This window comes from Variovorax sp. P4_B10, assembly GCF_056402375.1.
In genome coordinates this window covers 1-22,798 of the sequence record NZ_JBFUHN010000014.1, presented here as the reverse complement: position 1 = coordinate 22,798, position 22,798 = coordinate 1, and the positions used below count along the sequence as shown (strand labels likewise).

The following is a 22,798-nucleotide window of genomic DNA, read 5'->3' as shown; positions in this document are numbered from 1 at the left end:
CCGATACATATCGGCCAGTGCGAAGAACATGCGGTCAAGCCGGGCGAAGTCGGCAGTCGCGCGCATGTCAGACGGCTTCCGGGTCGAAGAAGCGGCGCGACAAGCCGTTGCGCCCCGGGTAGAACTTGAAGTAGGGCCGCGCCTCGTCGATGGTGCGCGCGACCGATGGGCGTTCCATCAGGCGATCGAAGTAGGCCGCCAGGCGGCCATGTTGCGGCGCTATCGGCACATAGGTCACGGCATAGAACAAGGCCGGTGCGGCGGCGCAATCGGCCATGGTGAATGCGTCGCCGGCCACCCAGGTTCGCCCTTCGAGGTGGCGGTCGATCCACGCACAGGCCGACGACAGGCCTTCTCGCGCCCGGGCCACGCCGAGCGCGTCGCGCTCACCTTCCGGTCGCAGCAGGTTGGCGGTGAAAGCCTGCATGGGTGTCATCACGTACAGGTCGAAGAGGCGGTCCCACAGGCGCACTTGAAGCGCCGCGTCCGGATCGCGCGGGATGAGCGCTCGGCCGGGGCTGGCGTGGTGGCGCTGCAAGTGCTCGATGATGATGCTGGTCTCGGGAATGGGTCGCCCCTGGTCGATCAGCAGGGGCATCTTGCCCGTGGGCCACAAAGCCAGGAACGCCGAGCGCTCTGCCGGATCGCCCAGATTCACCAGGCGCTTTTCTGCCTCGATACCCAGCTCGTCGAGCGCGATGAGTACCTTGTGGCAGTAGGACGAAAGTGGGTGGTAGTGAAGAGCAAGCGTCGTCATGCGGCACACCTGTTGTTTCCAACATTGGAAATATCTGTGTGGCAGCCTGTCTGGTCAAGAGGCGGCCAGATCCCGGCGATCAGCCCGAAGACCGCTTTCATTTCGCTCGGCCGGCCGCGGACGCTACTGCTTCGTGAGGCCCAGCTTGCGGATGGTCTCGGCCCACTGGTCGTAGGTCGTGCGCGTCAGGTCGGCCAGCTGCTGCGGGGTCGACGATTCCGCCTCGTAGGCGCCTTGCCGGAAGAAATCGCGCGTGGCCGGCATGGCCAGCACCTGCGCCAGTGCGGCGTTGAGCTTCGCCACCACCGGCGCCGGCATGCGCGCCGGCCCGTAGAAGCCGAGCCAGCTCGCCATGTCGACGCCGCTCACGCCTTGTTCCGTCATCGTCGGCACGTCCGGCAGCATCGGGCTGCGGCGCGGCGCCGCCACGGCCAGCATGCGGACCTTGCCGGTGGCCGTGTTCTGGATCGCGTTGGGCGCCGCGTCGAAGTAGTACTGCACGCGGCCCGCGAGAAAGTCCTTCGCGGCATCGGCGCCGCCCTTGTAGGGCACGTGCACCACGTCCAGCCCGGCCTGCCGCGCGAAGGCCTCGCCGTAGATGTGCGACGAGGTGCCGGTGCCGAACGAGGCGTAGCTCATCTTTCCCGGGTTGGCCTTGATGTAGGCCACCAGCTCCTGCACATTGCGCGCCGGCACGCTGGTGTGCACCGTCAGCACCAGCGGCCCGCGCGCGCCGAGCGAGATGGGCGTGAGGTCCTTGAACGGGTCGTAGCGGACCTGCGCCAGCGTCTGCGGGTTCTGCGCCACCACGGAAGAGGGCGCGTACATGAAGGTGTAGCCGTCGGGCGCCGCGCGGATCACCTCCTCGGTGGCCAGGATGAAGCTCGCGCCCGGCCGGTTCTCGACGATGACCGGCGTCTGCAGCACCTCGCCGAGCTTGTTGGCGACGAAGCGCGCCTGCGCATCGGAGGCGCCGCCCGCTGCCAGGCCGAGCACGATGCGGATCGTGCGGCCCTTTTCCGGAAAGTCGGCGGGCGGGGCCGCGCGCACGGCCAGCGGCGCGGCGGCCGCGCCCAGTGCGAGCCAGACCGCGACGCGGCGTCTGGAGACGAAGGAAGAACGGCTCATTGCTTGGCCAGGCCCACCTGCTGCACCATCGCGCCCCAGCGCTCGTAGGTCGAGCGCGTGATGCTGGCGAACTCTTCAGGCGTCGTTGCACCGGCTTCATAGCCGCCGGTGCGGTAGAACTCGCGCACCTGCGGCATCGCCAGCACCTGCGTCAGCGCCGCGTTGAGCCTGGCGACCACCGGTGCGGGCATGTGCGCCGGCCCGTAGAAGCCGAGCCAGCTCGGCAGGTCGAGCCCGCTCACGCCTTGCTCGGCGAAGGTGGGAACGTCGGGCAGCGCGGAGATGCGCGCATTCGCCGCGATCGCGAGGATCTTCACCTTGCCCGAGGCCGAGGTGATGACCGCCGACGAGGCCGAGTCGAACATGTACTGCACGCGACCGCCGATCAGGTCCTTGGCGGCGTCCGAGCCGCCCTTGTAGGGGATGTGCACCGCATCGACGCCGGTCTTCTTCACGAAGGCCTCGCCGTAGATGTGCGACGAGGTGCCCGCGCCGAACGAGGCGTAGCTCACCTTGCCGGGGTTCGCCTTCACGTAGGCCACGAGCTCCTTCACGTTGCTGGCGGGCACGGTGGTGCTGACCGACAGCACCAGCGGGCCGCGGCCGCCCATCGAGATGGCGGTGAAGTCTTTGAACGGGTCGTAGGGCACCTGCGCGAAGGTATGCGGGTTCTGCGCCATGGTCGAGGAGGGCGCGTAGAGCAGCGTGTAGCCGTCGGGCAGCGCGCGCGACACCTCGTTGGCCGCGAGCATGGTGCTGGCGCCGGGCTTGTTGTCGACGATGACGCTGGTGCCCAGCACCTCGCCGAGCTTCTGCGCCACGATGCGCGCCTGCGCATCGGTGCCGCCGCCGGCCGTGAAGCCCACGACGATGCGGATCGGTTTGCTGCGCGCCGGAAAGTCCTGCGCGAAGGCCAGCGGCGCCAGGCCCAGCAAGGCTGCGGCGCCGAGGGCCGCGCCGAACGCACGGCGGGTGCCGTCGAGTTTTTTCATCGATGTCTCCGTTGGAATGTTCTTCTTATATTGATTTAGAAAATCATAAAAATCCACATTGACTAGGGAATACCCCGAACAAATGGGATTTATTGGCTTTTATGTTTGACAAAATGAACATTGAAATCAAAATACGACGAAACAGCCCATCCAAGACATCCATCCATGAAAACTGTCGTCCGCACCGACGAGCGCATCCTGTCCTCCGACATCTTCGACCGCGACAGCCGCGTCAAGCGCCCTGACCACGGCAGTTGGGCCGAGCCCGGCAAGAACATTCCGGTCTACCACCGCTGCGGCGTGCTGGTGGTCGGCGGCGGTCCTTCGGGCACGGCGGCCGCAGCCGCCGCGGCCCGCGCGGGCGCCGACGTGGCGCTGCTCGAGCGCTACAACCACCTGGGTGGCCTTTCGACCGGCGGCCTCGTGATCTGGATCGACCGCATGACCGACTGGGAGGGCCAACTGGTGATCCGCGGCTTTGCCGAAGAGCTGTTCGACCGCCTGCCTGCCGACGCCATCGCCGGCCCGGCGCGCGAAGACTGGGGCTCGCAGGACACGGCCAAGGCCGCGCATTGGTCGCAGCGCACGGCCGCATACCACGGCGTGGTCACCTGGTCGCCCACCATCGACCCCGAGCGGCTCAAGCTGCTCTCGCAGGAGATCGTGCTCGAGCGCAAGGTCAAGCTCATCTACCACTCGTGGGCCGCGATTCCGATCGTGCAGGACGGCGCCGTGAAGGGCGTGGTGTTCGAGAGCAAGGAAGGCCGCATGGCCATCATGGCCGACGTGGTGGTCGACGCCACCGGCGACGGCGACCTGTTCGCCCGCGCCGGTGCCGCCTACGTGAACGACATCGAGGAGGCGGACGTGCATCACTGCATGAACACCTCGTGGCTGTTCGGCGGCGTGGACATGAACCGCTGGATCGAATTCAAGGCCGGGCAGCCCGAAGCCTTCTCCGGTTTCATGGCGCGCGGGCGCGAGCAGCTCGGCCTGTTCGAACGGCCCTTCGTCTCGTGGCGCAACGACGTGGCGCTCTTCATGGGGCCGCGCCAGTCGGGTTATTCGGCGCTCGACGTGGACGACCTCACCGCGGTGGAGGTGCGCTCGCACCGCGCGATGGCCGCGCACCTCGACTACTTCAAGGCGCACGCGCCCGGCTTCGAGGATGCCTACCTGATGCTGAGCGCGCCGCAGATCGGCGTGCGCCACGCGCGGCGCCTGAGCGGCGTGGGCGCGGTGCTGCGCAGCCAGTGGCCCGACGGCGTGGCGCTGGCGGACGAAGTGGGCGTGACGCCCGCGGTGTCGCCGAAGTTTCCCAACATCTCCATTCCCTACGGCGCGCTGGTGCCGCAGCAGCTCGACGGCTTGCTGGCCTGCGGCCGGCACATCTCGTGCGACCGCAACTCGCACGGCTTCATGCGCGAGATTCCGCAGTGCTGGATCACCGGCCAAGCCGCGGGTGTGGCGGCGGCTCTGGCATCGCAAGGCGGCATCACGCCGCGCTTCGTCGACGTGGGCGCGCTGCAGTCCGAGCTGCTGGCGCAGGGCGTGTACCTGCGCACCGGCGCCGGGCAGGACGCCAGCGTGTCGGACACGGCCGAAGCCGGCGTCTGAATGCGCCGCCATGAACCCGACCGACGCGCTTTCGCCAGCCTCTACATTGCAGAGTCTTGCAAAGGGTTCTTCCATGTCCACTGACAAAAACGACAGCTCTCTTTCCGCCTCCGAAGCCGCCGAGTCGCGCGGCGAACGCTCCGACACCGTGAGTGCGCTGGAGCGCGGCATCTCGGTGCTGCGCTGCTTCAGCGAAGAGCGGCCGGTGCTGGGCCACGCCGACGTGGCGCGCATGACCGGCATTCCGCGCCCGACCGTCAACCGGCTGGTCGCGACGCTGCTTTCCATGGGCATGCTCAAGGCCGCGCAGGCGGCCGACCGCTTCATGCTCGGGCCGGGCGTGGTGTCGCTGTCGCGCGTGTTCCTCGGCAGCCTCGACGTGCGCGCCGCCGCGCGGCCCAGCATGCAGGCGATGGCCGAGGAGGTGGGTGCCTCGGTCTACCTCGCCATACGCGACGGCATGGAGATGGTGCTGATCGAGGCCTGCCGCCCGCGCTCGTCGATGCTTTCGGCGCGGCTCGATGTGGGCTCGCGTGCGCCGCTGCCGAACTCGGCCCTGGGCCGCGCCTACCTCTCGGCTTTGCCCGAGGCCCAGCGCAACCAGTTGATCGACTCGATGCGCCTCTTGCGCGGCCCCGAGTGGGACAGCATCGCGCCGCCCATGACGCGCGCCATCGGCGAAGCCAGGAAGCTCGGCTATTGCCTCTCGATCGGCGAATTCCACCGCGAGATCAACTCGGTGTCGGTGCCGCTCATCGGCCCGGACGGCGAGGTGATGGCGCTCAACGGCGGCGGCGCCGCCTTCGTGTTCACGGAAGACCGGCTGCGCAACGAACTCGCACCACGCCTGCACGACATCGCGCTGACCATTGCGCGCGACATCGGCGGCCATGTGCCGACACCCCTGCCGGGCTAGCAGGCCCGGCCGGGGCCAATCCCCACGACAACAGAAAAACGGAGACACAGGTCATGCACCTGAGCAACGATGAAAAAGCCATGATGGACGGCCGCGATGGACCGGCCGTGCAGAAGGCGATGGACCTCCTGATGCGCTACGGCGAAGCCCTCGGCGCCGAGCGCTTGGTCGAGACGCGCAACGTCTGCGCCACCATCACCTCGACCACGCCCTTCCAGCGCGACTTCGCGCTCGCCAAGGGCGGCGGCATGGACGCGGTGTTCTCCGAATTCAGCCTCGACAGCCAGGAGACCGTCGAGATCCCGAAGTTCAAGGTCTTCACGAGCCACCTGCAGCTGGGCTTCGACCCCGGCCAGCCCGAGCGCATGGGCGTGAGCGAGGAGATCGTCCAGTTCTACAACAAAAGCGAGCGTCATGCGGCCAGCCTCGGCGCGCAGATCATGAACACCTGCACGCCCTACCAGGTCGGCAACATCCCGACGCGCGGCGAGCACTGCGCGTGGATGGAATCGTCGGCGGTGGTGTACTGCAACTCGGTGCTGGGCGCGCGGACCAACACCGAGGGCCGCGAGAGCACGGGCGCGGCCATGCTCACGGGCCGCATTCCGTACTGGGGCTACCACCTCGACGAGAACCGCCGCGCCACGCACGTGGTCGAACTCGACATCGAGGTCGAGTCGGTGCAGGACTGGGGATTGCTCGGCTACTACATCGGCGAGCATGTGCAGGAGCGCGTGCCGGTGGTGCACAGCCGGCGCGGCATCGGCCGCGTGCCGAACCTGCCACGGCTCAAGCACTTTGGTGCCGCGGCTTCGTCGTCGGGCGGCGTGGAGATGTACCACATCGCCGGCATCACGCCGGAGGCGCTGACGCTGGAGCAGGCGCTCGGCGGAAGGGCGCCCGTCGAGGTGCTGCGCTACGGCGAGGCCGAGCGCCGCGCCACCTACGAGAAGATCAACGTCACGGGCAAGGACAGCGAAGTCCAGTACGTGATGCTGGGCTGCCCGCACTACACCATCGAGCAGATCTGGGAAGCCGCGCAGCTCATCGAGGGACGCAAGGTGCACCCCGATTGCGAGCTGTGGATCTTCACGCCGCGCGCCATCAAGTCGCTGGCCGACCGCAACGGTTACACGAAGATCATCGAGGACGCGGGCGGCATCCTCATGACCGACAGCTGCTCGGCCATGAGCCGCGCCGTGCCCAAGGGCACGAAGACGGTGGCGCTCGATTCGGCCAAGCAGGCGCATTACCTGCCCGCCATCCTGGGCGTGCAGGCGTGGTTCGGCAGCACGGCCGAGTGCGTCGACGCGGCTTGCACCGGCCGCTGGAACGGAGGCTACGCATGAGCACCGCCGCCATCACACCACAGACCATCGTCATCCGCGGCCGCAAGGTGGTGGGCGGCATTGCCGAAGGCGAGGCCCTGGTCACGCGCGACCGCATCTCGGGCTGGGGCGGCATCGACCCGCGCACCGGCACCGTCATCGAGACGCGGCACGAACTGCGCGGCCAGAGCTTCGCGGGCAAGGTGCTGGTGTTTCCGGGGGCCAAGGGCTCCTCGGGCTGGTCGGCGATGTTCCACATGACGCGGCTCATGAACTCGGCGCCGGCGGCATTCCTGTTCAACGAGATGACGACCAAGATGGCGCTCGGCGCCGTGGTCACGCACTCGCCCTCGATGACCGATTTCGAGCGCGATCCGCTCGAATGCATCGCAACCGGCGACTGGGTGCGCGTGGACGCCGACCGCGGCGTGATCGAGATCACCAGGAAGCCATCCGGAGACCGCCCATGACCCGCCCCCTGCGCAGCAACTTCCCGCGCGGCTCCTACCTCTGGTCGGTGCGCAATGCGCACTGGCGCGCGCTCGGCATTCCGGAAGAGGACTGCGAGAAGCCCAAGATCGCCATCGTCAACAGCTCCTCGGAGCTGGCCGCCTGCTTCAGCCACCTCGACCGCGTGGCGGTGGAGGTGAAGGCCGCGATCCGCGCCGCCGGCGGCGTGCCGTTCGAGATCCGCACCGCGGCGCCCAGCGACTTCATCACCGGCGCCGGCGCGCGCGGCGCCTACATGCTGGGTGCGCGCGACCTCGTGACCAACGACATCGAGGTGGCCGTCGAAGGCGCGCAGCTCGACGGCATGGTGTGCCTCACTTCCTGCGACAAGACGGTGCCGGGCCAGCTCATGGCGGCGGCGCGGCTCAACATCCCGACGCTGCTGGTGCCCTGCGGCTACCAGCCCAGCGGCGAGTACCACGGCAGGCACATGGACATCGAGGAGGTGTTCATCGGCGCGATGCATGCGGTCACCGGCAACCTGCCGGTGGAAGAACTCGTGGGCATGAGCCGCGAGGCGATCCGCGGGCCGGGCGTGTGCTCGGGCCTGGGCACGGCCAACTCGATGCACATCGTCTGCGAAGCGCTCGGCATGGCCTTGCCCGGCAGCGCGCCGGTGGCCGCACTGAGCCCGAAGATGATGGACGACGTGCGCGCCGCGGGCACGCGCATCGTGCAGATGGTGCTGGACGACCTGAAGCCGCGCGATATCCTCTCGCCCGGCGCCTTCGCCAACGCGGTGCGCGCGGTGCTGGCCGTCGGCGGTTCGCTCAACACGGCCAAGCACCTGCAGGCCGTGTCGACCGAGGGGGAGTGCGGCGTCGACGTGTACGGCCTGTTCGAAAGCCTCGGCCCCACCACGCCGGTGCTGGCCGGCGTGCGGCCCATCGGCGAGCATTCGATCGAGGCCTTCGAGGCGGCGGGCGGCTGTCGCGCGCTGATGAAGCAGCTCGCGCCCCTGCTCGACACGAGCGCACTCACCGTGACCGGCGGCAGCGTGGACTGCAACCTGCGCGGCGCCGAGGTGGCCGACGCCGAGGTGATCCGTCCCATCGACCGCCCGGTCGCACCGCTGCCGGCCATCGTGCTCCTGCGCGGCAACCTCGCGCCCGAGTCGGGCCTCATCAAGACCGGCATCGCCGAGCGCAAGGTGCGCCGCTTCACCGGCCCGGCCGTGTGCTTCTGGACCTCGGACGCCGCCATCGCGGCGCTGAAGAACGGCGAGATCGTTCCCGGCCAGGTGGTCGTGATGCGCGGCGCTGGCGCCTGCGGCGGCCCGGCCATGGGCGGTGGCGCCTCGCGGGTGGTCTTTGCGGTCGATGGCGCGGGGCTGGGCGACCAGGTCGCGCTGCTGACCGACGGGCATCTCTCGGGCCTGGTCTGCAAGGGGCTCGTGGTGGCCGAGGTGTCGCCCGAGGCGGCGCTCGGCGGGCCGCTCGGGCTGGTGCGCGACGGCGACGTGATCACCATCGACCTCGATGCGCGCCGCCTCGACATCGCACTGAGCGATGCCGAGCTCCAGGCACGACGCGCCGACTGGCAGGCGCCACCGCCGGCCTTCGACACCGGCTGGCTGCAGCAGTACCGGCGCAACGTGAGCCCGCTTTCGAAGGGCGCCGTGCTCGTGCGCACCGAACGCCCCGAGCCCTCGGGCTAGACCCCTTTTCACCCCGGCCTTCGCCAACCGGCGCGGACCCCGTCCGCAACCGGTGGCGCAGCCCTGCGCGCGATTCCCGAGTTTTTCAACCCAAGAGAAGAAGCAGGAGACAAGAAGCCATGAAGAGATTTTTGATGGGGTCGGCACTGGCGCTGGCCAGCGGCGGCGCAGCGCAGGCGCAGTCCAGCGTCACGGTGTTCGGCGTGATGGATCTCGGCATCCAGTACACGAACGGCGTCGGCGGCGGGTCAGTCAAGGCGCTGTCGAACGGCGGTCTCTCGACCAGCCGGCTCGGATTCCGCGGCACCGAAGACCTGGGCGGCGGCCTGCGCGCGGGCTTCTGGTTCGAGGGCAGCCTGAACCCCGACCTCGGCACCGGCCGGCCGAGCAACAGCAACAACCAGACCAGCGGCGCGGGCACCGCGGGGCCGATCACCTTCGACCGCATGTCCTTCGTGAGCCTTTCGTCCGACAGCCTGGGCGAAGTGCGGCTCGGCCACGACTTCATTCCGACGCACTACAACAGCATCTACTTCGACCCCTTCAACGCGAACGGCGTGGCGCGCGCGGGCAACCTCACGTTCGCGGGCGCGGGCACCGGGCCGCTGCCCACGGCCATCACCGGCAGCAACACGGTGAGCTATTGGCTGCCGCCGAAGCTCGGCGGGTTCTACGGCATGGCGATGATCGGCACCGGGGAAAACGACTCCACCGCGCCGAACCGCGACGACGGCAACTTCGCCGGTGCGCGCTTCGGCTTCGCCTCGGGCGCGTTCGACATCGCGGCGGCCGTCACGCGTTCGCATTTCAATGCCACCGCCACCGCCACCGCCACCGCCACCATCGGCAACTACACGCACGCCAACATCGGCGGTTCGTGGGACGCGGGCTTCGCGAAGTTCTTCGCGCTCTACAACAAGGTGACGGTGAAGCTCGCCGCCGGCACGGTGCGCAAGAACACCGCCGAGATCGGCGCGCACATCCCGGCCTTCGAGGTCGGCCGCATCCGCGTGAGCTATGCCTACCTCGACGACCGCAGCGACGAGAGCCTGCGCAACGCCAACGGCATGCCGCGCAACCGCGACGACGCGCGCCAGTTCGGCATCGGCTACGTGCACAACCTCTCGAAGCGCACTGCGCTCTACGGCACCTATGCGCGCCTGATGAACAGCGGGCAGGCGCGCTACGTGGTGAGCGGCGGCATCGCGCCGGCGGGCGGGCGGCGCTCGTCGGGGTGGGAGTTCGGCGTGCGGCATCTCTTCTGACCTTCTGAACCAAGGAGCCTTTCATGCAACGCAGAACCCTGACTCTGGCGGCTCTCCCGGCTTTGGCGGCCACGATGCTGCCCGGCGCGGCGGCATGGAGCGCCGAGGCGTATCCGCAGAAGCCGCTGCGGCTGATCGTCGGCTTCGCGCCCGGCGGCGGCGCCGACGCGCTGACCCGCATCATCGCGGAGGGGCTGTCGAAGCAGCTCGGCCAGCAGGTGATCGTGGAGAACCGCCCGGGCGCCGACGGCGTGCTGGCGGCGCAGGCCACGTCGTCCGCAAAGCCGGACGGCTACACGCTGCTGATGGGCACCAACACCGCGATGGTGGCTGCGCCCACGCTGCGGCCGACGCCGCCCTACGACCCGTTCAAGGCCTTCACGCCGATCAGTTCGGCCGGGCAGTTCTCGATGTTCCTCGTGGTGCCGGCCAGCCTGCCGGCGAAGAGCGTGAACGAACTGCTGGCGATGGTGGCGGCCAAGCCGGGCGCCTACAACTCGGCGTCGAGCAACAGCGCCTCGGAGCTCGCGATGCTGCAGCTGCTGGGCGACCGCAAGGTGGTCAACGCGCGCTACAAGGGCGACATGCAGGCCATGACCGACCTGCTGGGCGGCCAGATCCACATGATGTTCACCACGGGCACGCTGGCGCCGGGTTTCGTGAAGGAAGGGCGCATCCGCGCGCTGGTGACGCTGCTGCCGCAGCGCAGCGGGCTGCTGCCCGATGTGCCGACGGGCGGCGAACTGGGGCTGGGCAAGCTCACCATCACGCCGTGGGCCGGCTTCTTCGGGCCGCCGGGGCTGCCGAAGGAAATCACCGACAAGCTCTCGCTGGAGCTGCAGAACACGCTCAAGCGGCCCGAGGTGCATGCGCAGCTGGTGCAGCAGGGCTTCGAGGGCTACGGCATGAGCCCCGCGAAGTTCGGCGAGTTCTTCCGCACGCAGTACGACGCCTTCGGCGCGACCGTGCGGGAGCACAACGTCAAGTTCGAATAGCGGCGGCTTCGCGGCGCCAGAACGCCGCATCCGGGAATGTGCCCGCGCCAGCCGCGGCGTTGTCCGCCATGTGCTCGGCGCGGCCCGTGCCCGGGATCGTGCAGGTCACGGCCGGATGGCTCAGCACGAATTTCAGCAGCACCTGGGCCCAGCTCGTGCAGCCGATCTCGCCCGCCCACGCGGGCAGCGGTTTGTCGCGCAGGCGGCGCAGCAGGCCGCCGCCGCCGAAGGGCATGTTGACGATCACCGCCACGCCGCGCTCGGCCGCGAGCGGCAGCAGGCGCTGCTCGGCGTCACGTGCATCGAGCGAGTAGTTGATCTGCAAAAAGTCGAGCTTCTCGGCGCGCAGCACGGCCTCGACCTCGCCGTAGGCCGAGGCGGTGTAGTGCGTGATGCCGATGTAGCGCACGCGGCCTTCGCCTTTCCAGCCGCGCAGGGTGGAGAGGTGCGTGCGCCAGTCGACGAGGTTGTGCACCTGCATCAGGTCCATGCGCTCGGTGCGCAGCCGCGCGAAAGACTGTTCCATCTGCGCGATGCCGGCGTCGCGGCCCGAGGTCCAGACCTTGGTGGCGAGAAAGGCCTTGCCGCGCTGCTTCGCCGTGGCGAGCAGTTCGCCGGTGGTTTCCTCGGAGCGGCCGTACATCGGCGAGCTGTCGATCACCTTGCCGCCTGCGGCGAACAGGGCATCGAGCACGCCGGGGAGGCGTTTGTATTCCTCGCTGCCGGGGCGCTGGTCGAAGCCGATCCAGGTGCCGCAGCCGATCACCGGCAAGGCTTCCTGGGTGGAGGGGATGGGGCGGGTGTTCATGGTCATCGCAGGCCTGCCTTGTTGCTGTGCGAAGGAGGGTAGCGCGGCACCGGCGCAGAGTGCTGCGCCGAGCCTGAGCAGCTGGGCGCGCGTGAGAGCGGGGAGCTGTTGCGGTGCGTTCGTGGGGGGCGTCACGAACGAAATTCTGCGCCATTCAGGGCGCGCTCACGCCGATGGGGTACCTTGCTCCGCGAATGTCCCCCGGCGCGGCCTATGGCCGCAGGCCTCCTCCTTTATTTCGCTGCGCAAGGCACCCCATCGGCGTGATCTGTCAGCGCCGTGGTTGATCGGCCAGCACAACAGCCGCGCCTCTCGTGCACAGGGCACCGGGTGCTCCCCGCAGCGAAATAAAGGAGGAGCGAAGCGGGGGACATTCGCGGAGGGGAGCACCCGGTGTCCTGTGCACGCGCCCCGAACGACAGGCTCTTAACGCAGATAGCGCCCGTCAGCCTTGAGCATCGACAGCTCGGAGAACGTCAGCCCGCGGTGCTCGCCGGGCCGGTACGACACAGCGATCCCGCCGATGTCGAGCGTCTTGAACGACTCGAGACCCTTCTGCAGCGAGTCCGCCGTCGGGTTCGGCCCCGCACGCTTCAGGCCTTCGACCATGACCTTGGCCGCCACATAGCCCTCGAGGCTGGCGTAGCTGAACTCGGTTGCGCCGATCTTCTTCATGGCCGCCTGGTACTCGGCAATCACCGGCATCGCGCTGTTCCACGGGTAGGGCACGACCTGCGAGATGACCACGCCGGCCGCGTCCTTCTTGATGTCCTGGAACAGCTTCTGCCCGTTCAGGAACGAGAACGAATAGAAGGCCGTCTCGCCGCCGGCTGCGCGGTAGGCCGTGATGAACTTTGYCGCCACGTCGTTGGTGACCGACAGCACCACCGCCTTGGGCTTGAGCTTGGCCAGCTCCACGGCGCGCTCGGCGGCGTCGGAGCCGTCGTTCTTGATCGCCACGCTGCCGACCAGTTTCTCGCCGCGCTCGGCCACGAACTTCTGCGTGCTTTCCAGCGCCGAGCGCGCGCCGGGGTTGTCGTTGTGCGCGAAGCCGATGCGCGAGAGGCCGATGGTGAAGAGGTGGTTCACGATCCGGCTGTACTCCTCGTCGTAGCTGATGCGCACCGGGAAGTTGTATTCGGAAAACTTCACCACCGGCCCCGCGCCGGTGTACGGGCCGACGACGGGAATCCTGAGTTCGTTGGCCACCTTCAGCGCACCGACCGCCGGCGAGGTGCCGATGGGCATCAGCACGCCGACGGCGCCGTCCTTCACGAAGGTCTTGACGTTCTCGGCGCCCTTGGCGGGGTCGAAGGCATCGTCGAGCTGGCGCAGTTCGACCGGCCTGCCGTTGATGCCGCCGTTCGCATTCAGCGTGGTGAACATGGCACGGATGCCGATCAGGGGTTCGGTCGACAGGGACGCCAGGGGCCCGGTCTGCACGTAGGTCTGCCCGATCACGAGCGGCTTGGTTTGTGCCTGTGCGGTAGCCGAGAGTCCCAGTACGAAGGCAGCCAGGGCCGAAGCCAGCAAATGAATCTTTGTGTGTTTCATGGTCACAAATTGTTAATGAATCATCTTAAGCGCCGAGCCCCCTCTGGGTAAATCGCTCTTTACCCTTCCTCCTTGTTGTGGCCCACGGAATACTGTATAAAAATACAGTTAACAGTTCAATCATGGGCCTCCCTTTCCTCGACTCCTTTTCCGCTGCCGCAGGCCGCGGCGTCTGGCATGCCGATGAGCTTGGCATGGCCGACGCGCAGGTCGTCGCCACCGGCCACGCCGCGCTCGACGCGGAGTTGCCGGGCGGCGGCTGGCCGGTCGGCGCCATGACGGAATTGCTGCAAGGCGCGCCCGAAGCCCATGTCTGGCGGCTGCTGCTGCCCGCGCTGGCGCAGGCGGTGGAGACGCGCGGCGGGCCGGTGGTGCTGATCGGCCCGCCGTACGAGCCTTGCGGGCCGTCGTTGGCGGCGCAGGGCCTGCCGGTGGAAGCGCTGATGTGGGTCAGGAGCGATGCGTCGGCCGTGCGGCTGTGGGCCTGCGAGCAGGCGCTGCGCTGCGCGGACGTGTCCGCCGTGCTGGCCTGGCTGCCGCAGGCCCGGGTGGGCGAATTGCGGCGGCTGCAGCTGGCCGCAGCCCAGCATGACGTGCTGTTCTTCGTGTGCCGGCCCGGATCGGCCGCACAGGGGGCTTCGCCTGCGCGCCTGCGTCTTCAGATGGAACGCTGCGAAGCCGATGCGTCGCAGATCGAGCTCCGCATCCTCAAGCGCCGCGGCCCGCCGCTGGCCGCGCCGGTGATGTTGCCGGCGCGCAACGAACGCATGACCGCATTGCTGGCGGCCGCGCGGCTGCGTCGCAAGCTGCGCCTGCAGCAGCAGGGCACGGTGCCAGCCGGCGAAGCGGCATCGTCGGCGACGGTGGTGCGCATCGACGCGTGGAAAGGAGGAGGCCCCAATGCATTGGATCGCATTGCAGTGGTCGCTTGAATCCGACGCCCCCGACGCGCCGCTCCTGCCGACGCCCGAAGCCCTGGGCTGGTGGGCGCTGCAGTACACGCCGCACGTCGCCTGGGAGGACGAAGCGCTGATGCTCGAAGTCTCGGCCTGCGAGCGCCTGTGGGGCGGGCGGCTTCAACTGATGCGCCAGCTGGTCGCCGCGAACCCCGCGCCCGATGTGCGCATGCTGGGCGCGCAAGACGCCACGAGCCTGATCGCGCTGGCGCGGCTGCGCCTGTTCGAGCGCAACGAGAACCGGCCCAACGACGTGCCAGCCGGCCTGCCGCTGGACACGCTCACCGCTGCACGCCCACACCTCGACCTGCTCGCGCGCCTCGGTTGCCGCACCTGGGGCGAGGTGGCCGCCTTGCCGCGCGGCGGCCTCACGCGGCGCTTCGGCGCGGGGTTGCGCGAAGCGCTCGACGCCGCCTGGGGCCTGCGCCCCGAAAGCCACAGCTGGCTCACGCTGCCCGACGTGTTCGAACAGAAGCTGGAGCTGCCCGCGCTGGCCGAGACCGCGCCCGAACTCATGTGGTCGGCCAACCGCCTGCTCACTGCGCTGCAGATCTGGCTGCGTGCCCGCCAGCGCGGCGCCCGCGCGCTCGAGCTGCAGTGGACGCTCGACCTCAGGCGCTTCAACGGCGTGAACCTGCCGCCGCACCAGCAGGTCACCGTGCGCACGGCCGAGCCCACGCAGGACATGGCGCACCTGCGCCGCCTGCTGTCGGAAAAGCTCGCCCTCACCACGCTCGCGGCGCCTGTGAGCTGGCTCCGGCTGCGCACGCTCGAAACCGATCCGTGGGCCGGCGCCAGCACCAGCTTCCTGCCCGAGGACAACCGCAAGGGCGACAAGCTGCACGAGATGGTCGAGCGGCTCAGCGTGCGGCTCGGCCCGCAGCAGGTGCTGGTGCCGTCGGCGCAGGCCGATCACCGGCCCGAGTGCAAGCAGGCATGGCGGCCCGCGCTGCAGAAAGACAAGGCACCGCCGGACAAGGTCCGCAAGGAGGCGAAGGCCGCGGCCTCGCAGCCCGATGCGATCTACCCGCCATGGCTGTTGCCCGAACCCCTGCGGCTCGAGATGGACGGCGAGCGCCCGTGCTATCGCGGCCCGCTGAGCAGGCTGATCGGGCCGCAGCGCGTCGAGGCGGGCTGGTGGGGCGGCGAGGAAGACGGCGGGCAGCCGGCGATGCGCGACTACTACGTCGCGGAAAGCCCCGAAGCCGGCCTGGTGTGGATCTTTCGCGAGCGGCCCTCGGCGCGGTTTTCTTCGGGTGAAGTGCGCTGGTACCTGCAGGGGTTCTATGCCTGACCTGAGCGACAAGCAGCTTCGAGGGCGCAATTCGGCCAAGGTGCATGCGCTGCCGCAGCGGGCTCGGCCGGCACCGGGGCTGCCGCGCTATGCGGAGCTGCATTGCCTCACGAACTTCAGCTTCCAGCGCGGCGCGTCGATGCCCGAGGAAGTGGTGGAGCGTGCCTACCAGCTGGGGTATGCGGCGTTGGCGATCACCGACGAGTGCTCGGTGGCGGGCATCGTGCGGGCGCATGTCGCGTTGCGCGATCTGCCTGCAAAGCTGAGCGAGCACGAACGCGAGCACCCCGACGAGCCGCCGCTTCCGCGCAACCCCGATTTCCGGCTGCTGTTCGGCAGCGAGTTCCGGTTCGAGCGCTTCAAGCTCGTGGTGATCGCGAACGACACGGAAGGTTGGGGCAACCTCTGCGAGTTCATCACCGCCGCGCGCAACACCGAGGCGCCCAAGGGCGAGTACCGCGTGAGCTGGGAGGGCAGCGACGTGGCCTCGCTGCAGGACTGCCAGGTTCTTTTCGTGCCCCAGCGTAGCCCCGGCGGTGCGGTGGATGCCGCCACGCTGCACGAAGACCTGCTGGCCGCCAAGGCGCTCTATGGCGACAACCTCTGGCTGGCCGTGGAAATGCTCAATGAGCTCGATGACGACCTGTGGTTTGTCACGCTGATGCAGGCGAGCGAGCAGACCGGCGTGCCGCTCGTCGCGGCCGGCGATGTGCACATGCATGCGCGCGCCCGCAAACCGTTGCACGACGTGCTGACGGCGGTGCGCGAAGGCAAGACCGTGGCCGAGTGCGGCTTTGCGCTGCAGTCCAATGCCGAGCGGCATCTGCGGCAGCGGGTGCGGCTGGCCGAGCTCTATCTGCCCGGGATGCTGGCGAACACGCTGGTGGTGGCCGAGCGGTGCAGGTTCGATCCGGAGGTGATTCGGGAGAACTACAAGTACCCGCTGGAAACCGTGGGCAGCAGCGAGACGGCTGCGCAGACATTGGTGCGAAAGACGTGGGAGGGGGCACTCAAACAATATCCGCTCGAACGGTATGCCTCGGGCATTCCTGAAGTCGTTTGTCGGCAGGTACAGAAGGAGTTGAACCTCATCCTCGAACTTGAATACGAGATGTTCTTCCTCACGGTGGAAGACATCGTGCGCTTTGCCAAGTCGCAGAACATCCTCTGCCAAGGCCGTGGCTCCTCGGCCAATTCCGCCGTCTGCTACTGCCTTGGCATCACCGCAATCAATCCTGAAAAGGGCCACCTGCTGTTCGAGCGATTCCTGAGCCGTCATCGCCGCGAGCCGCCCGACATCGACGTCGACTTCGAGCACCAGCGCCGCGAAGAAGTCATCCAGTACATCTACGAGAAATACGGCCGCGAACGCGCCGCCATCGCCGCCGTCGTCATCTGCTATCGCGCACGCAGCGCATTGCGCGACGTCGGCAAGGCGCTCGGCATCGACGAGCGGCTGATCGACGAATTCGCCAAGGACCACTACTGGTTCGACGACACCGTGCTGGGCGAGCAACTGCGGCAAGCGGCGGCGCGCGTCGGCGTGGCGGAAGACGAACTCAAGCTGGTCCAGTGGATCGAGTTCACGCAAAAGCTCAAGGGTTTCCCGCGCCACCTGAGCCAGCACGTGGGCGGCTTCGTGCTCACGCACACCAAGCTCACGCGGCTGGTGCCGGTCGAGAAGGCGTCGATGAAAGACCGTTCCGTCATCCAGTGGGAGAAGGACGACCTCGAAGCCATGGGCATGCTCAAGGTCGACGTGCTCGCGCTCGGCATGCTCAGCGCGATCCGGCGCGGGCTCGACCACATGAACCACTGGCGCAACTCGATGGTGGAGATGCACCACATCCCCAACGACGACCAGAAGGTGTTCGACATGATCTGCGACGCCGACACCATCGGCGTGTTCCAGATCGAGAGCAGGGCGCAGATGTCGATGCTGCCGCGCCTGAAGCCGCGCACCTACGAAGACCTGGTGATCGAGGTCGCGATCGTGCGGCCCGGGCCGATCCAGGGCGGCATGGTGCATCCCTATCTCAAGCAGCGCGAGCGGGTGGCCAAGAAGTTGCCCATCACCTACGAGAAGGAAGAACTCCGGCCCGCGCTGGAGCGCACGCTGGGCATCCCGATCTTCCAGGAGCAGGTGATGCAGATCGCCATGATCGCGGCCGACTTCACCGCCGACGAAGCGGATCAACTGCGTCGTGCCATGGCGGCCTGGAAGCGCAAGGGCGGGCTCGAAAAGTTCCACAAGAAGCTCGTCGATGGCATGAAGGCCCACGGCTACAAGGCTGAGTTCGCCGAAGCCATCTTCAAACAGATCCTCGGCTTCGGCGACTACGGCTTTCCCGAAAGCCATGCCGCGAGTTTCGCGTTGCTGGTCACCATCAGCAGCTGGCTCAAGAACTACGAGCCCGCCTGCTTTCTCGCAGCGCTGCTCGATTCGCAGCCGATGGGCTTCTACAGCCCCTCGCAACTGGTGCAGGACGCGCGCCGCCATGGTGTCGAGGTGCGGCCGGTCGATGTCACGGTGAGCGGCGTGGACACGACGCTCGAGGCCCGGGCGCCCGATGCGCCGCGCGCGCCACCCGGCACCGACGCGCGCTACGTCGAGCGCCGCCTCGGCAACGAGAACCAGCCGGCCGTGCGGCTGGGCTTGCGCCGTATCCTCAGCCTCAGCAAGGCCGGTGCCGAACGCCTGCTGGCTGCCCGCGCCGAGGCTCCCTTCACCAGCACCGAAGACCTCGCCCTGCGCGCCGAACTCGACGGCAAGGACATGGCCGCGCTGGCCGCGGCCGATGCGCTGATGTCGCTCTCGGGCCACCGCCGGCAGCAGGTGTGGGACGCCACCGCGCAGCACCGCTCGCCGGCCTTGCTCAAGGGCGTGCCGATCAACGAGCAGGTCCTGCTGCTGCCCGCGGCACCCGAGGGCGAGGAGATCGTCGGCGACTACGCCGCGCTCGGCCTCACGCTGCGCCGCCATCCGCTCGCGCTGCTGCGCCCGCGCCTCGCGCGCATGAAGCTCATGAGCGCGGAGCAGCTGCGCGCCCTGCCCAGCGGCCAGACCGCGCGCGCCTGCGGCATCGTCAAGGGGCGCCAGCGTCCGCAGACCGCCAACGGCACGATCTTCGTCACGCTCGAGGACGAGACCGGCAACGTCAATGTGATCGTCTGGAGCCATGTCATCGAGGCCTGGCGCGAGCCGCTGCTGAAGTCGCACCTGCTCGCGGTGCAGGGCACCTGGCAGCGCGACGACGACAGCGGCGGCAAGGTGCAGCACCTGATCGCCACCGGCTTCAAGGACCTGACGCCGCTCATGGGGCGGCTCGCGCTGAGCAACACCAGCCGGGACTTTCATTGAGTGCCAGCCCTGGCACCCATGCAACCGATCGTTCCATGCCTCGCGCCGCCCCCGAGTTTTCGCTACTCTGCTTGTCTCATGTCCGCACTCGCCCTTGACCCCCTCGTCAACATGCCGATCGGTCCGCCGCCGCCCGCGCCCGACGTGCCGATCCCCGTGGCTCCGCCACCGCCGCCGCCGCCCGAGGGCGATCCGCCGCCGGTCGTGCCGCCATTCACCGAACCCGGTTTTCCGCCACCGGTGGTGGACCCGCCGCCGATGCAGAGAGCCGGCGCGGTGCCGTTCGGAAAGCTGCACGCGCGGCGCCTGCGCGAGATCTATCGCTCGGCAGGCTGGCCGTGCTGCGACACCATCGAGGTCGAGTTGCTGGCCGGCGGGTTCCTCGAACGCATGCGCACCGCGCATGGCCACGAAACGCTGCGCGTGACCGACGCCGGCATTGCACGCATCGCCACCACGCTCACCCTCAACCGCGCGGCGCTGACGCCGCACGAGGCATTGGTCGAGCGTGTGGCGCGCGAGATGACGCGCGGCGGCCGCATCGCATGGCGCGGCCTGGGTCTGCGCGCGCGCCTGCCGCCGCTGGAAGAGGGCGGCAAGCCGCGCTGGTGCATGGCGCGGCCCGATGTGTTCTCGATCCGGAACACCAGCGTCGAGGCCTATGCGCACCCGATCGTGCACGAGGTGAAGGTGAGCCGCGCCGACCTGCTGGGCGACCTGCGCAAGCCCGACAAGCGCGCGGCCTACCTCGACCTGGGCGGCGAATGCTGGTACGTGCTGGGCAACGATGCGCGCGGCCGCTGCATTGCCACGCCGGACGAGATTCCGGCGGAGTGCGGCGTGCTGGTGCTCGAAGGCGAGCGTCTCGTGGTGGCCCGCGCGGCGGTGCATCGCGCGTTCGACCGCATTCCGTTCGCGGTCTGGCTGGCGCTGGCCAAGGCTCAGCCGATGGCCGGCTTCGACGACGACGTGCAGGACATGCTGATCTAGCGCGCTGCGCAGGAGCACCTGCCGCGGATCATCGGCACGCACGCCGACATCATTGAAAAGCAAAAAAGAGGCACAAGAGCGTATCTGCCGGCGGCAGGGCTGGCCCTTTTGGGCATGGCTCTTTGGTTCACTGTTGTTTAACGTACCTTACAGGTGTTAGCAGACTGTTCGGCGCGTTCCTTGGACGTTACATTCAATGGAACTATCGAGGGCAACATGAACGAAGATAGCCAAAAAACGCGGCAATCAATAATCTACCTGCCGGTGTCAGGTAAATTTCTTATCGCGTTGATTGGCGCCAGCGCCTGGATGGGGTTTTCAATATGGGCCGCGGGGCCCTGGCTGGCCGATTTGAAGTACTACATCGGTACTGCTTTGGCGGTTTTTCTGGTGTATGGCATCGCCATCATTCCGGGCTTCATGAATGCGTTTCTGGCCATCAGCCTCCTGCTGGACAAGAGGCCGTCGCATCCCGCGTTATCCGTCTATCCCCCGATATCCATTCTGGTTGCCGCGTACAACGAGGAAGCTTCCATCGAGGAGACGCTTGTCAGCATTGGCCGGCAGAATTACCCCGGCGAATTGCAGGTCGTCGTGATCAACGACGGATCGACGGACAACACTTCTCTTGTTGTCCAGCGCGCTCGGGCGCAGTATCCATGGCTCACCTTCGTCGATCTGAAAAAGAACGGGGGCAAGGCCCGCGCGCTGAACATCGGGTTCAAAGAAGTCGTGCACGATCTGGTCGTCACGGTGGATGCCGACTCTTTCTTGTACCGGGGAGCGCTCACCAGCATTGTCGAGCGGTATCGAGCCGATCCACCCAATACGCGGGCTGTTGCCGGGAAAATTCTGGTCCGGAATTCGCGACAGAATTGGATCACCCGTTGCCAGGAATGGGATTACTTCCATGGAATTTCTGCAATCAAGCGGGTGCAATCGCTGTTCCAGGGGACCTTGGTTGCGCAAGGTGCATTTTCTGTCTACGACCGGGCCGCGCTGATCGAAGTCGGAGGATGGCCCGAGTGCGTGGGGGAAGACATCGTACTGACCTGGGCCTTGCTGAACGCCGGCTATCGAATTGGCCATTGCGAAGATGCATGCCTGTTTACCAATGTGCCCACCACCGTCAAGCAACTGGTCAGGCAGCGCCAGCGATGGGCGCGTGGCATGACGGAAGCCTTTGTCCAGCATCCGGGAATTCTCCTCAGACCCCGGCTGTCGACATTTTTTGTCTATTGGAACCTGTTTTTTCCATGGCTGGATCTGGCATACACCATCGGATTCATGCCGGGAATAATCCTTGCCATCTTCGGTTATTACTGGATCGTGGGGCCAATGACGCTTGCGCTGATACCGGCTGCATTCGGATTGAGCTTTCTGATGTTTTCGATCGAACGCCGGATGTTCAAGAAAACAGGCCTGGTCGTGCGAAAAAATGTCCAGGGATTCTTTGTCTACGTTTTGTTGTACAGCCTGTTGCTGCAGCCCGCCAGCATTCTCGGCTATTTGGATGAATTGTTCAGGAAGCCCAAGGCCTGGGGGACGAAATGACCGGCGCATGGAGATGTCTTGTCGTCGCTCTTTCGGGATTCATGGCGCTGATCGCTCCCTGCAGAGGGGAAGAGGAGAAAGACAAGGAAAAGACAGCCGGCATGGCCTTCGGCACGGAATTCTTCCTGACCAACGACAGCGATCATTTTCAATCGCGGCGCGTGTCGGTCGAGTTTTTTCCTGCTTTCGAGAATGCCGATCGCTTTCTGGGATTCCGGCTCGGTGACTATCGATACAAGCAAGACAGCTGGCAAAGGGCTGGGCAGAAGATCTCATTTCTGGCCCGCGACATCGAAACCAGGACCGGCGATGGCGGGGCCATGGAGGCCGGTTTTTTTCAGCAGGGAGGGCATACGCTGCTGACACTCGACGGCAGCTACCGCATGTCGCCGACCAAGAGTACGGCGGTGGAGTTTCTCGTGACGCGCGACTGGGTTGAAACGCCAAAGTCCCTGGACCGCGGAATCGATTTTTCGTTTGTAGGGGTTGCTGTCGATCAAGGGCTCGGAAGCCATGTGACGCTGGTGGGGCTGCTGGCGCAGCAGTATTTTTCCGACGGCAATCGGCGGGACCATGGCCGCCTGCGGCTGATCTATCAACCGTCGCTCGATCTGGGCCTGACCTTGCAAGCGCGCTATCGAACGTACCGAAGCACCCATGAGGACGTGGACAGGGCCTATTTCAATCCGAAGAACTACAACGAGTCGATGCTGGCGGTCAGCTGGCGGCACCGTTTCCAGGGATGGACTGCCGCCTTAACGGCGGGGCTTGGCAATGAGACGATCAATCACGATTTGAGCCAGCCGACGAGATTGCTGGACCTGAGTGTGCAAAGTCCTGTCAGGGGATCGCAGGTATTTCGTTTCGGTGCTGGCTACAGTCGCAGCACCACCTTTTCGGGACCCAGCTACCAGTACCGGTACGTGCGTGGCGAATGGGTGATACTTTTCTGAAGTGACGCCTTGCTCTTTCTGTTTGTCGTTGCGTTGTGTTTGACGTGCGTTGTTCAGGGCGCGATCCCGCCGACGGTGTGCTCTGCTCCGCGAATGTCCCCCGGCGCGGCCTAGGGCCGCAGGCCTCCTCCTTTATTTCGCTGCGCAGAGCACACCATCGGCG

Annotated in this window: 18 protein-coding genes; 13 read left to right on the top strand and 5 right to left on the bottom strand. The window is 67.1% G+C overall.

Annotation, left to right across the window (positions count from 1 at the left end; translation table 11 throughout):
* Positions 1 to 67: 67 nt before the first annotated feature.
* The 3 genes from AC1DXX_RS09355 to AC1DXX_RS09345 all read right to left on the bottom strand — a co-directional run bounded on the left by AC1DXX_RS09355 (position 68) and on the right by AC1DXX_RS09345 (position 2,877).
* Positions 68 to 757, bottom strand: a complete 690-nt coding sequence (locus AC1DXX_RS09355; protein WP_478133900.1) for a glutathione S-transferase family protein — start codon at positions 755 to 757, stop codon at positions 68 to 70.
* Positions 758 to 880: 123 nt separating this feature from the next.
* The gene (locus AC1DXX_RS09350; protein WP_478133899.1) at positions 881 to 1,885 is read right to left on the bottom strand and encodes a Bug family tripartite tricarboxylate transporter substrate binding protein; all 1,005 of its coding nucleotides are present in this window, start codon (positions 1,883 to 1,885) and stop codon (positions 881 to 883) included.
* Complete coding sequence (locus AC1DXX_RS09345) at positions 1,882 to 2,877, bottom strand: Bug family tripartite tricarboxylate transporter substrate binding protein (protein ID WP_478133898.1); 996 nt, start codon at positions 2,875 to 2,877, stop codon at positions 1,882 to 1,884. Before AC1DXX_RS09345 ends, AC1DXX_RS09350 begins: the two co-directional genes overlap by 4 nt.
* A 165-nt stretch (positions 2,878 to 3,042) precedes the next feature.
* Between AC1DXX_RS09345 and AC1DXX_RS09340 the strand changes: the two genes are divergently transcribed.
* The 7 genes from AC1DXX_RS09340 (at position 3,043) to AC1DXX_RS09310 (ending at position 11,165) form a co-directional block, all read left to right on the top strand.
* Positions 3,043 to 4,494: an FAD-dependent oxidoreductase gene (locus AC1DXX_RS09340; RefSeq protein WP_478133897.1), complete on the top strand. Its 1,452-nt coding sequence runs from the start codon at positions 3,043 to 3,045 to the stop codon at positions 4,492 to 4,494.
* A gap of 73 nt (positions 4,495 to 4,567) precedes the next feature.
* Positions 4,568 to 5,410, top strand: a complete 843-nt coding sequence (locus tag AC1DXX_RS09335) for an IclR family transcriptional regulator (protein ID WP_478133896.1) — start codon at positions 4,568 to 4,570, stop codon at positions 5,408 to 5,410.
* A 53-nt stretch (positions 5,411 to 5,463) separates the two neighbouring features.
* A complete protein-coding gene (locus AC1DXX_RS09330) occupies positions 5,464 to 6,759 on the top strand; it encodes an aconitase X (RefSeq protein ID WP_478133895.1) in 1,296 nt (431 codons plus the stop codon).
* Positions 6,756 to 7,208 (top strand): aconitase X swivel domain-containing protein, encoded by a 453-nt coding sequence (locus tag AC1DXX_RS09325; RefSeq protein ID WP_478133894.1) that lies wholly within the window; start codon positions 6,756 to 6,758, stop codon positions 7,206 to 7,208. The genes AC1DXX_RS09330 and AC1DXX_RS09325 overlap by 4 nt, the downstream gene beginning before the upstream one ends.
* Positions 7,205 to 8,905, top strand: coding sequence for a dihydroxy-acid dehydratase (gene ilvD, locus AC1DXX_RS09320; RefSeq protein WP_478133893.1), 1,701 nt, complete (start codon positions 7,205 to 7,207; stop codon positions 8,903 to 8,905). The genes AC1DXX_RS09325 and ilvD overlap by 4 nt, the downstream gene beginning before the upstream one ends.
* 119 nt (positions 8,906 to 9,024) lie before the next feature.
* Positions 9,025 to 10,170 carry a porin gene (locus AC1DXX_RS09315; protein WP_478133892.1) on the top strand — a complete coding sequence of 382 codons (1,146 nt, stop codon included), beginning with the start codon at positions 9,025 to 9,027 and terminating at the stop codon, positions 10,168 to 10,170.
* A gap of 23 nt (positions 10,171 to 10,193) precedes the next feature.
* Complete coding sequence (locus AC1DXX_RS09310; RefSeq protein ID WP_478133891.1) at positions 10,194 to 11,165, top strand: Bug family tripartite tricarboxylate transporter substrate binding protein; 972 nt, start codon at positions 10,194 to 10,196, stop codon at positions 11,163 to 11,165.
* Here the strand turns inward: AC1DXX_RS09310 and AC1DXX_RS09305 are convergent.
* Positions 11,152 to 11,979 carry an aldo/keto reductase gene (locus tag AC1DXX_RS09305; RefSeq protein ID WP_478133890.1) on the bottom strand — a complete coding sequence of 276 codons (828 nt, stop codon included), beginning with the start codon at positions 11,977 to 11,979 and terminating at the stop codon, positions 11,152 to 11,154. The genes AC1DXX_RS09310 and AC1DXX_RS09305 overlap by 14 nt on opposite strands.
* 420 nt (positions 11,980 to 12,399) lie before the next feature.
* Complete coding sequence (locus AC1DXX_RS09300) at positions 12,400 to 13,527, bottom strand: ABC transporter substrate-binding protein (RefSeq protein WP_478133889.1); 1,128 nt, start codon at positions 13,525 to 13,527, stop codon at positions 12,400 to 12,402.
* A gap of 122 nt (positions 13,528 to 13,649) precedes the next feature.
* Between AC1DXX_RS09300 and imuA the strand changes: the two genes are divergently transcribed.
* From imuA to AC1DXX_RS09270, 6 genes are all read left to right on the top strand, one after another.
* Entirely contained in the window at positions 13,650 to 14,459 is an 810-nt protein-coding gene (gene imuA, locus AC1DXX_RS09295; RefSeq protein ID WP_478133888.1) for a translesion DNA synthesis-associated protein ImuA, read from the top strand.
* Positions 14,428 to 15,777: a Y-family DNA polymerase gene (locus AC1DXX_RS09290; RefSeq protein ID WP_478133887.1), complete on the top strand. Its 1,350-nt coding sequence runs from the start codon at positions 14,428 to 14,430 to the stop codon at positions 15,775 to 15,777. The genes imuA and AC1DXX_RS09290 overlap by 32 nt, the downstream gene beginning before the upstream one ends.
* Positions 15,770 to 19,138, top strand: a complete 3,369-nt coding sequence (locus AC1DXX_RS09285; RefSeq protein WP_478133886.1) for an error-prone DNA polymerase — start codon at positions 15,770 to 15,772, stop codon at positions 19,136 to 19,138. Before AC1DXX_RS09290 ends, AC1DXX_RS09285 begins: the two co-directional genes overlap by 8 nt.
* A gap of 78 nt (positions 19,139 to 19,216) precedes the next feature.
* A complete protein-coding gene (locus AC1DXX_RS09280; RefSeq protein WP_478133885.1) occupies positions 19,217 to 20,128 on the top strand; it encodes a hypothetical protein in 912 nt (303 codons plus the stop codon).
* A gap of 216 nt (positions 20,129 to 20,344) precedes the next feature.
* Positions 20,345 to 21,682, top strand: a complete 1,338-nt coding sequence (locus tag AC1DXX_RS09275) for a glycosyltransferase family 2 protein (protein WP_478133884.1) — start codon at positions 20,345 to 20,347, stop codon at positions 21,680 to 21,682.
* The gene (locus AC1DXX_RS09270) at positions 21,679 to 22,635 is read left to right on the top strand and encodes a hypothetical protein (protein ID WP_478133883.1); all 957 of its coding nucleotides are present in this window, start codon (positions 21,679 to 21,681) and stop codon (positions 22,633 to 22,635) included. Before AC1DXX_RS09275 ends, AC1DXX_RS09270 begins: the two co-directional genes overlap by 4 nt.
* Positions 22,636 to 22,798: the final 163 nt, after the last annotated feature.

Bases quoted from the DNA above. Each gene is read 5' to 3' on its own strand.
- AC1DXX_RS09355 (WP_478133900.1), bottom strand. From the start codon at position 757: ATGACGACGCTTGCTCTTCACTACCACCCACTTTCGTCCTACTGCCAC.
- AC1DXX_RS09350 (WP_478133899.1), bottom strand. From the start codon at position 1,885: ATGAGCCGTTCTTCCTTCGTCTCCAGACGCCGCGTCGCGGTCTGGCTC.
- AC1DXX_RS09345 (WP_478133898.1), bottom strand. From the start codon at position 2,877: ATGAAAAAACTCGACGGCACCCGCCGTGCGTTCGGCGCGGCCCTCGGC.
- AC1DXX_RS09340 (WP_478133897.1), top strand. From the start codon at position 3,043: ATGAAAACTGTCGTCCGCACCGACGAGCGCATCCTGTCCTCCGACATC.
- AC1DXX_RS09335 (WP_478133896.1), top strand. From the start codon at position 4,568: ATGTCCACTGACAAAAACGACAGCTCTCTTTCCGCCTCCGAAGCCGCC.
- AC1DXX_RS09330 (WP_478133895.1), top strand. From the start codon at position 5,464: ATGCACCTGAGCAACGATGAAAAAGCCATGATGGACGGCCGCGATGGA.
- AC1DXX_RS09325 (WP_478133894.1), top strand. From the start codon at position 6,756: ATGAGCACCGCCGCCATCACACCACAGACCATCGTCATCCGCGGCCGC.
- ilvD (WP_478133893.1), top strand. From the start codon at position 7,205: ATGACCCGCCCCCTGCGCAGCAACTTCCCGCGCGGCTCCTACCTCTGG.
- AC1DXX_RS09315 (WP_478133892.1), top strand. From the start codon at position 9,025: ATGAAGAGATTTTTGATGGGGTCGGCACTGGCGCTGGCCAGCGGCGGC.
- AC1DXX_RS09310 (WP_478133891.1), top strand. From the start codon at position 10,194: ATGCAACGCAGAACCCTGACTCTGGCGGCTCTCCCGGCTTTGGCGGCC.
- AC1DXX_RS09305 (WP_478133890.1), bottom strand. From the start codon at position 11,979: ATGACCATGAACACCCGCCCCATCCCCTCCACCCAGGAAGCCTTGCCG.
- imuA (WP_478133888.1), top strand. From the start codon at position 13,650: ATGGGCCTCCCTTTCCTCGACTCCTTTTCCGCTGCCGCAGGCCGCGGC.
- AC1DXX_RS09290 (WP_478133887.1), top strand. From the start codon at position 14,428: ATGCATTGGATCGCATTGCAGTGGTCGCTTGAATCCGACGCCCCCGAC.
- AC1DXX_RS09285 (WP_478133886.1), top strand. From the start codon at position 15,770: ATGCCTGACCTGAGCGACAAGCAGCTTCGAGGGCGCAATTCGGCCAAG.
- AC1DXX_RS09280 (WP_478133885.1), top strand. From the start codon at position 19,217: ATGTCCGCACTCGCCCTTGACCCCCTCGTCAACATGCCGATCGGTCCG.
- AC1DXX_RS09275 (WP_478133884.1), top strand. From the start codon at position 20,345: ATGAACGAAGATAGCCAAAAAACGCGGCAATCAATAATCTACCTGCCG.
- AC1DXX_RS09270 (WP_478133883.1), top strand. From the start codon at position 21,679: ATGACCGGCGCATGGAGATGTCTTGTCGTCGCTCTTTCGGGATTCATG.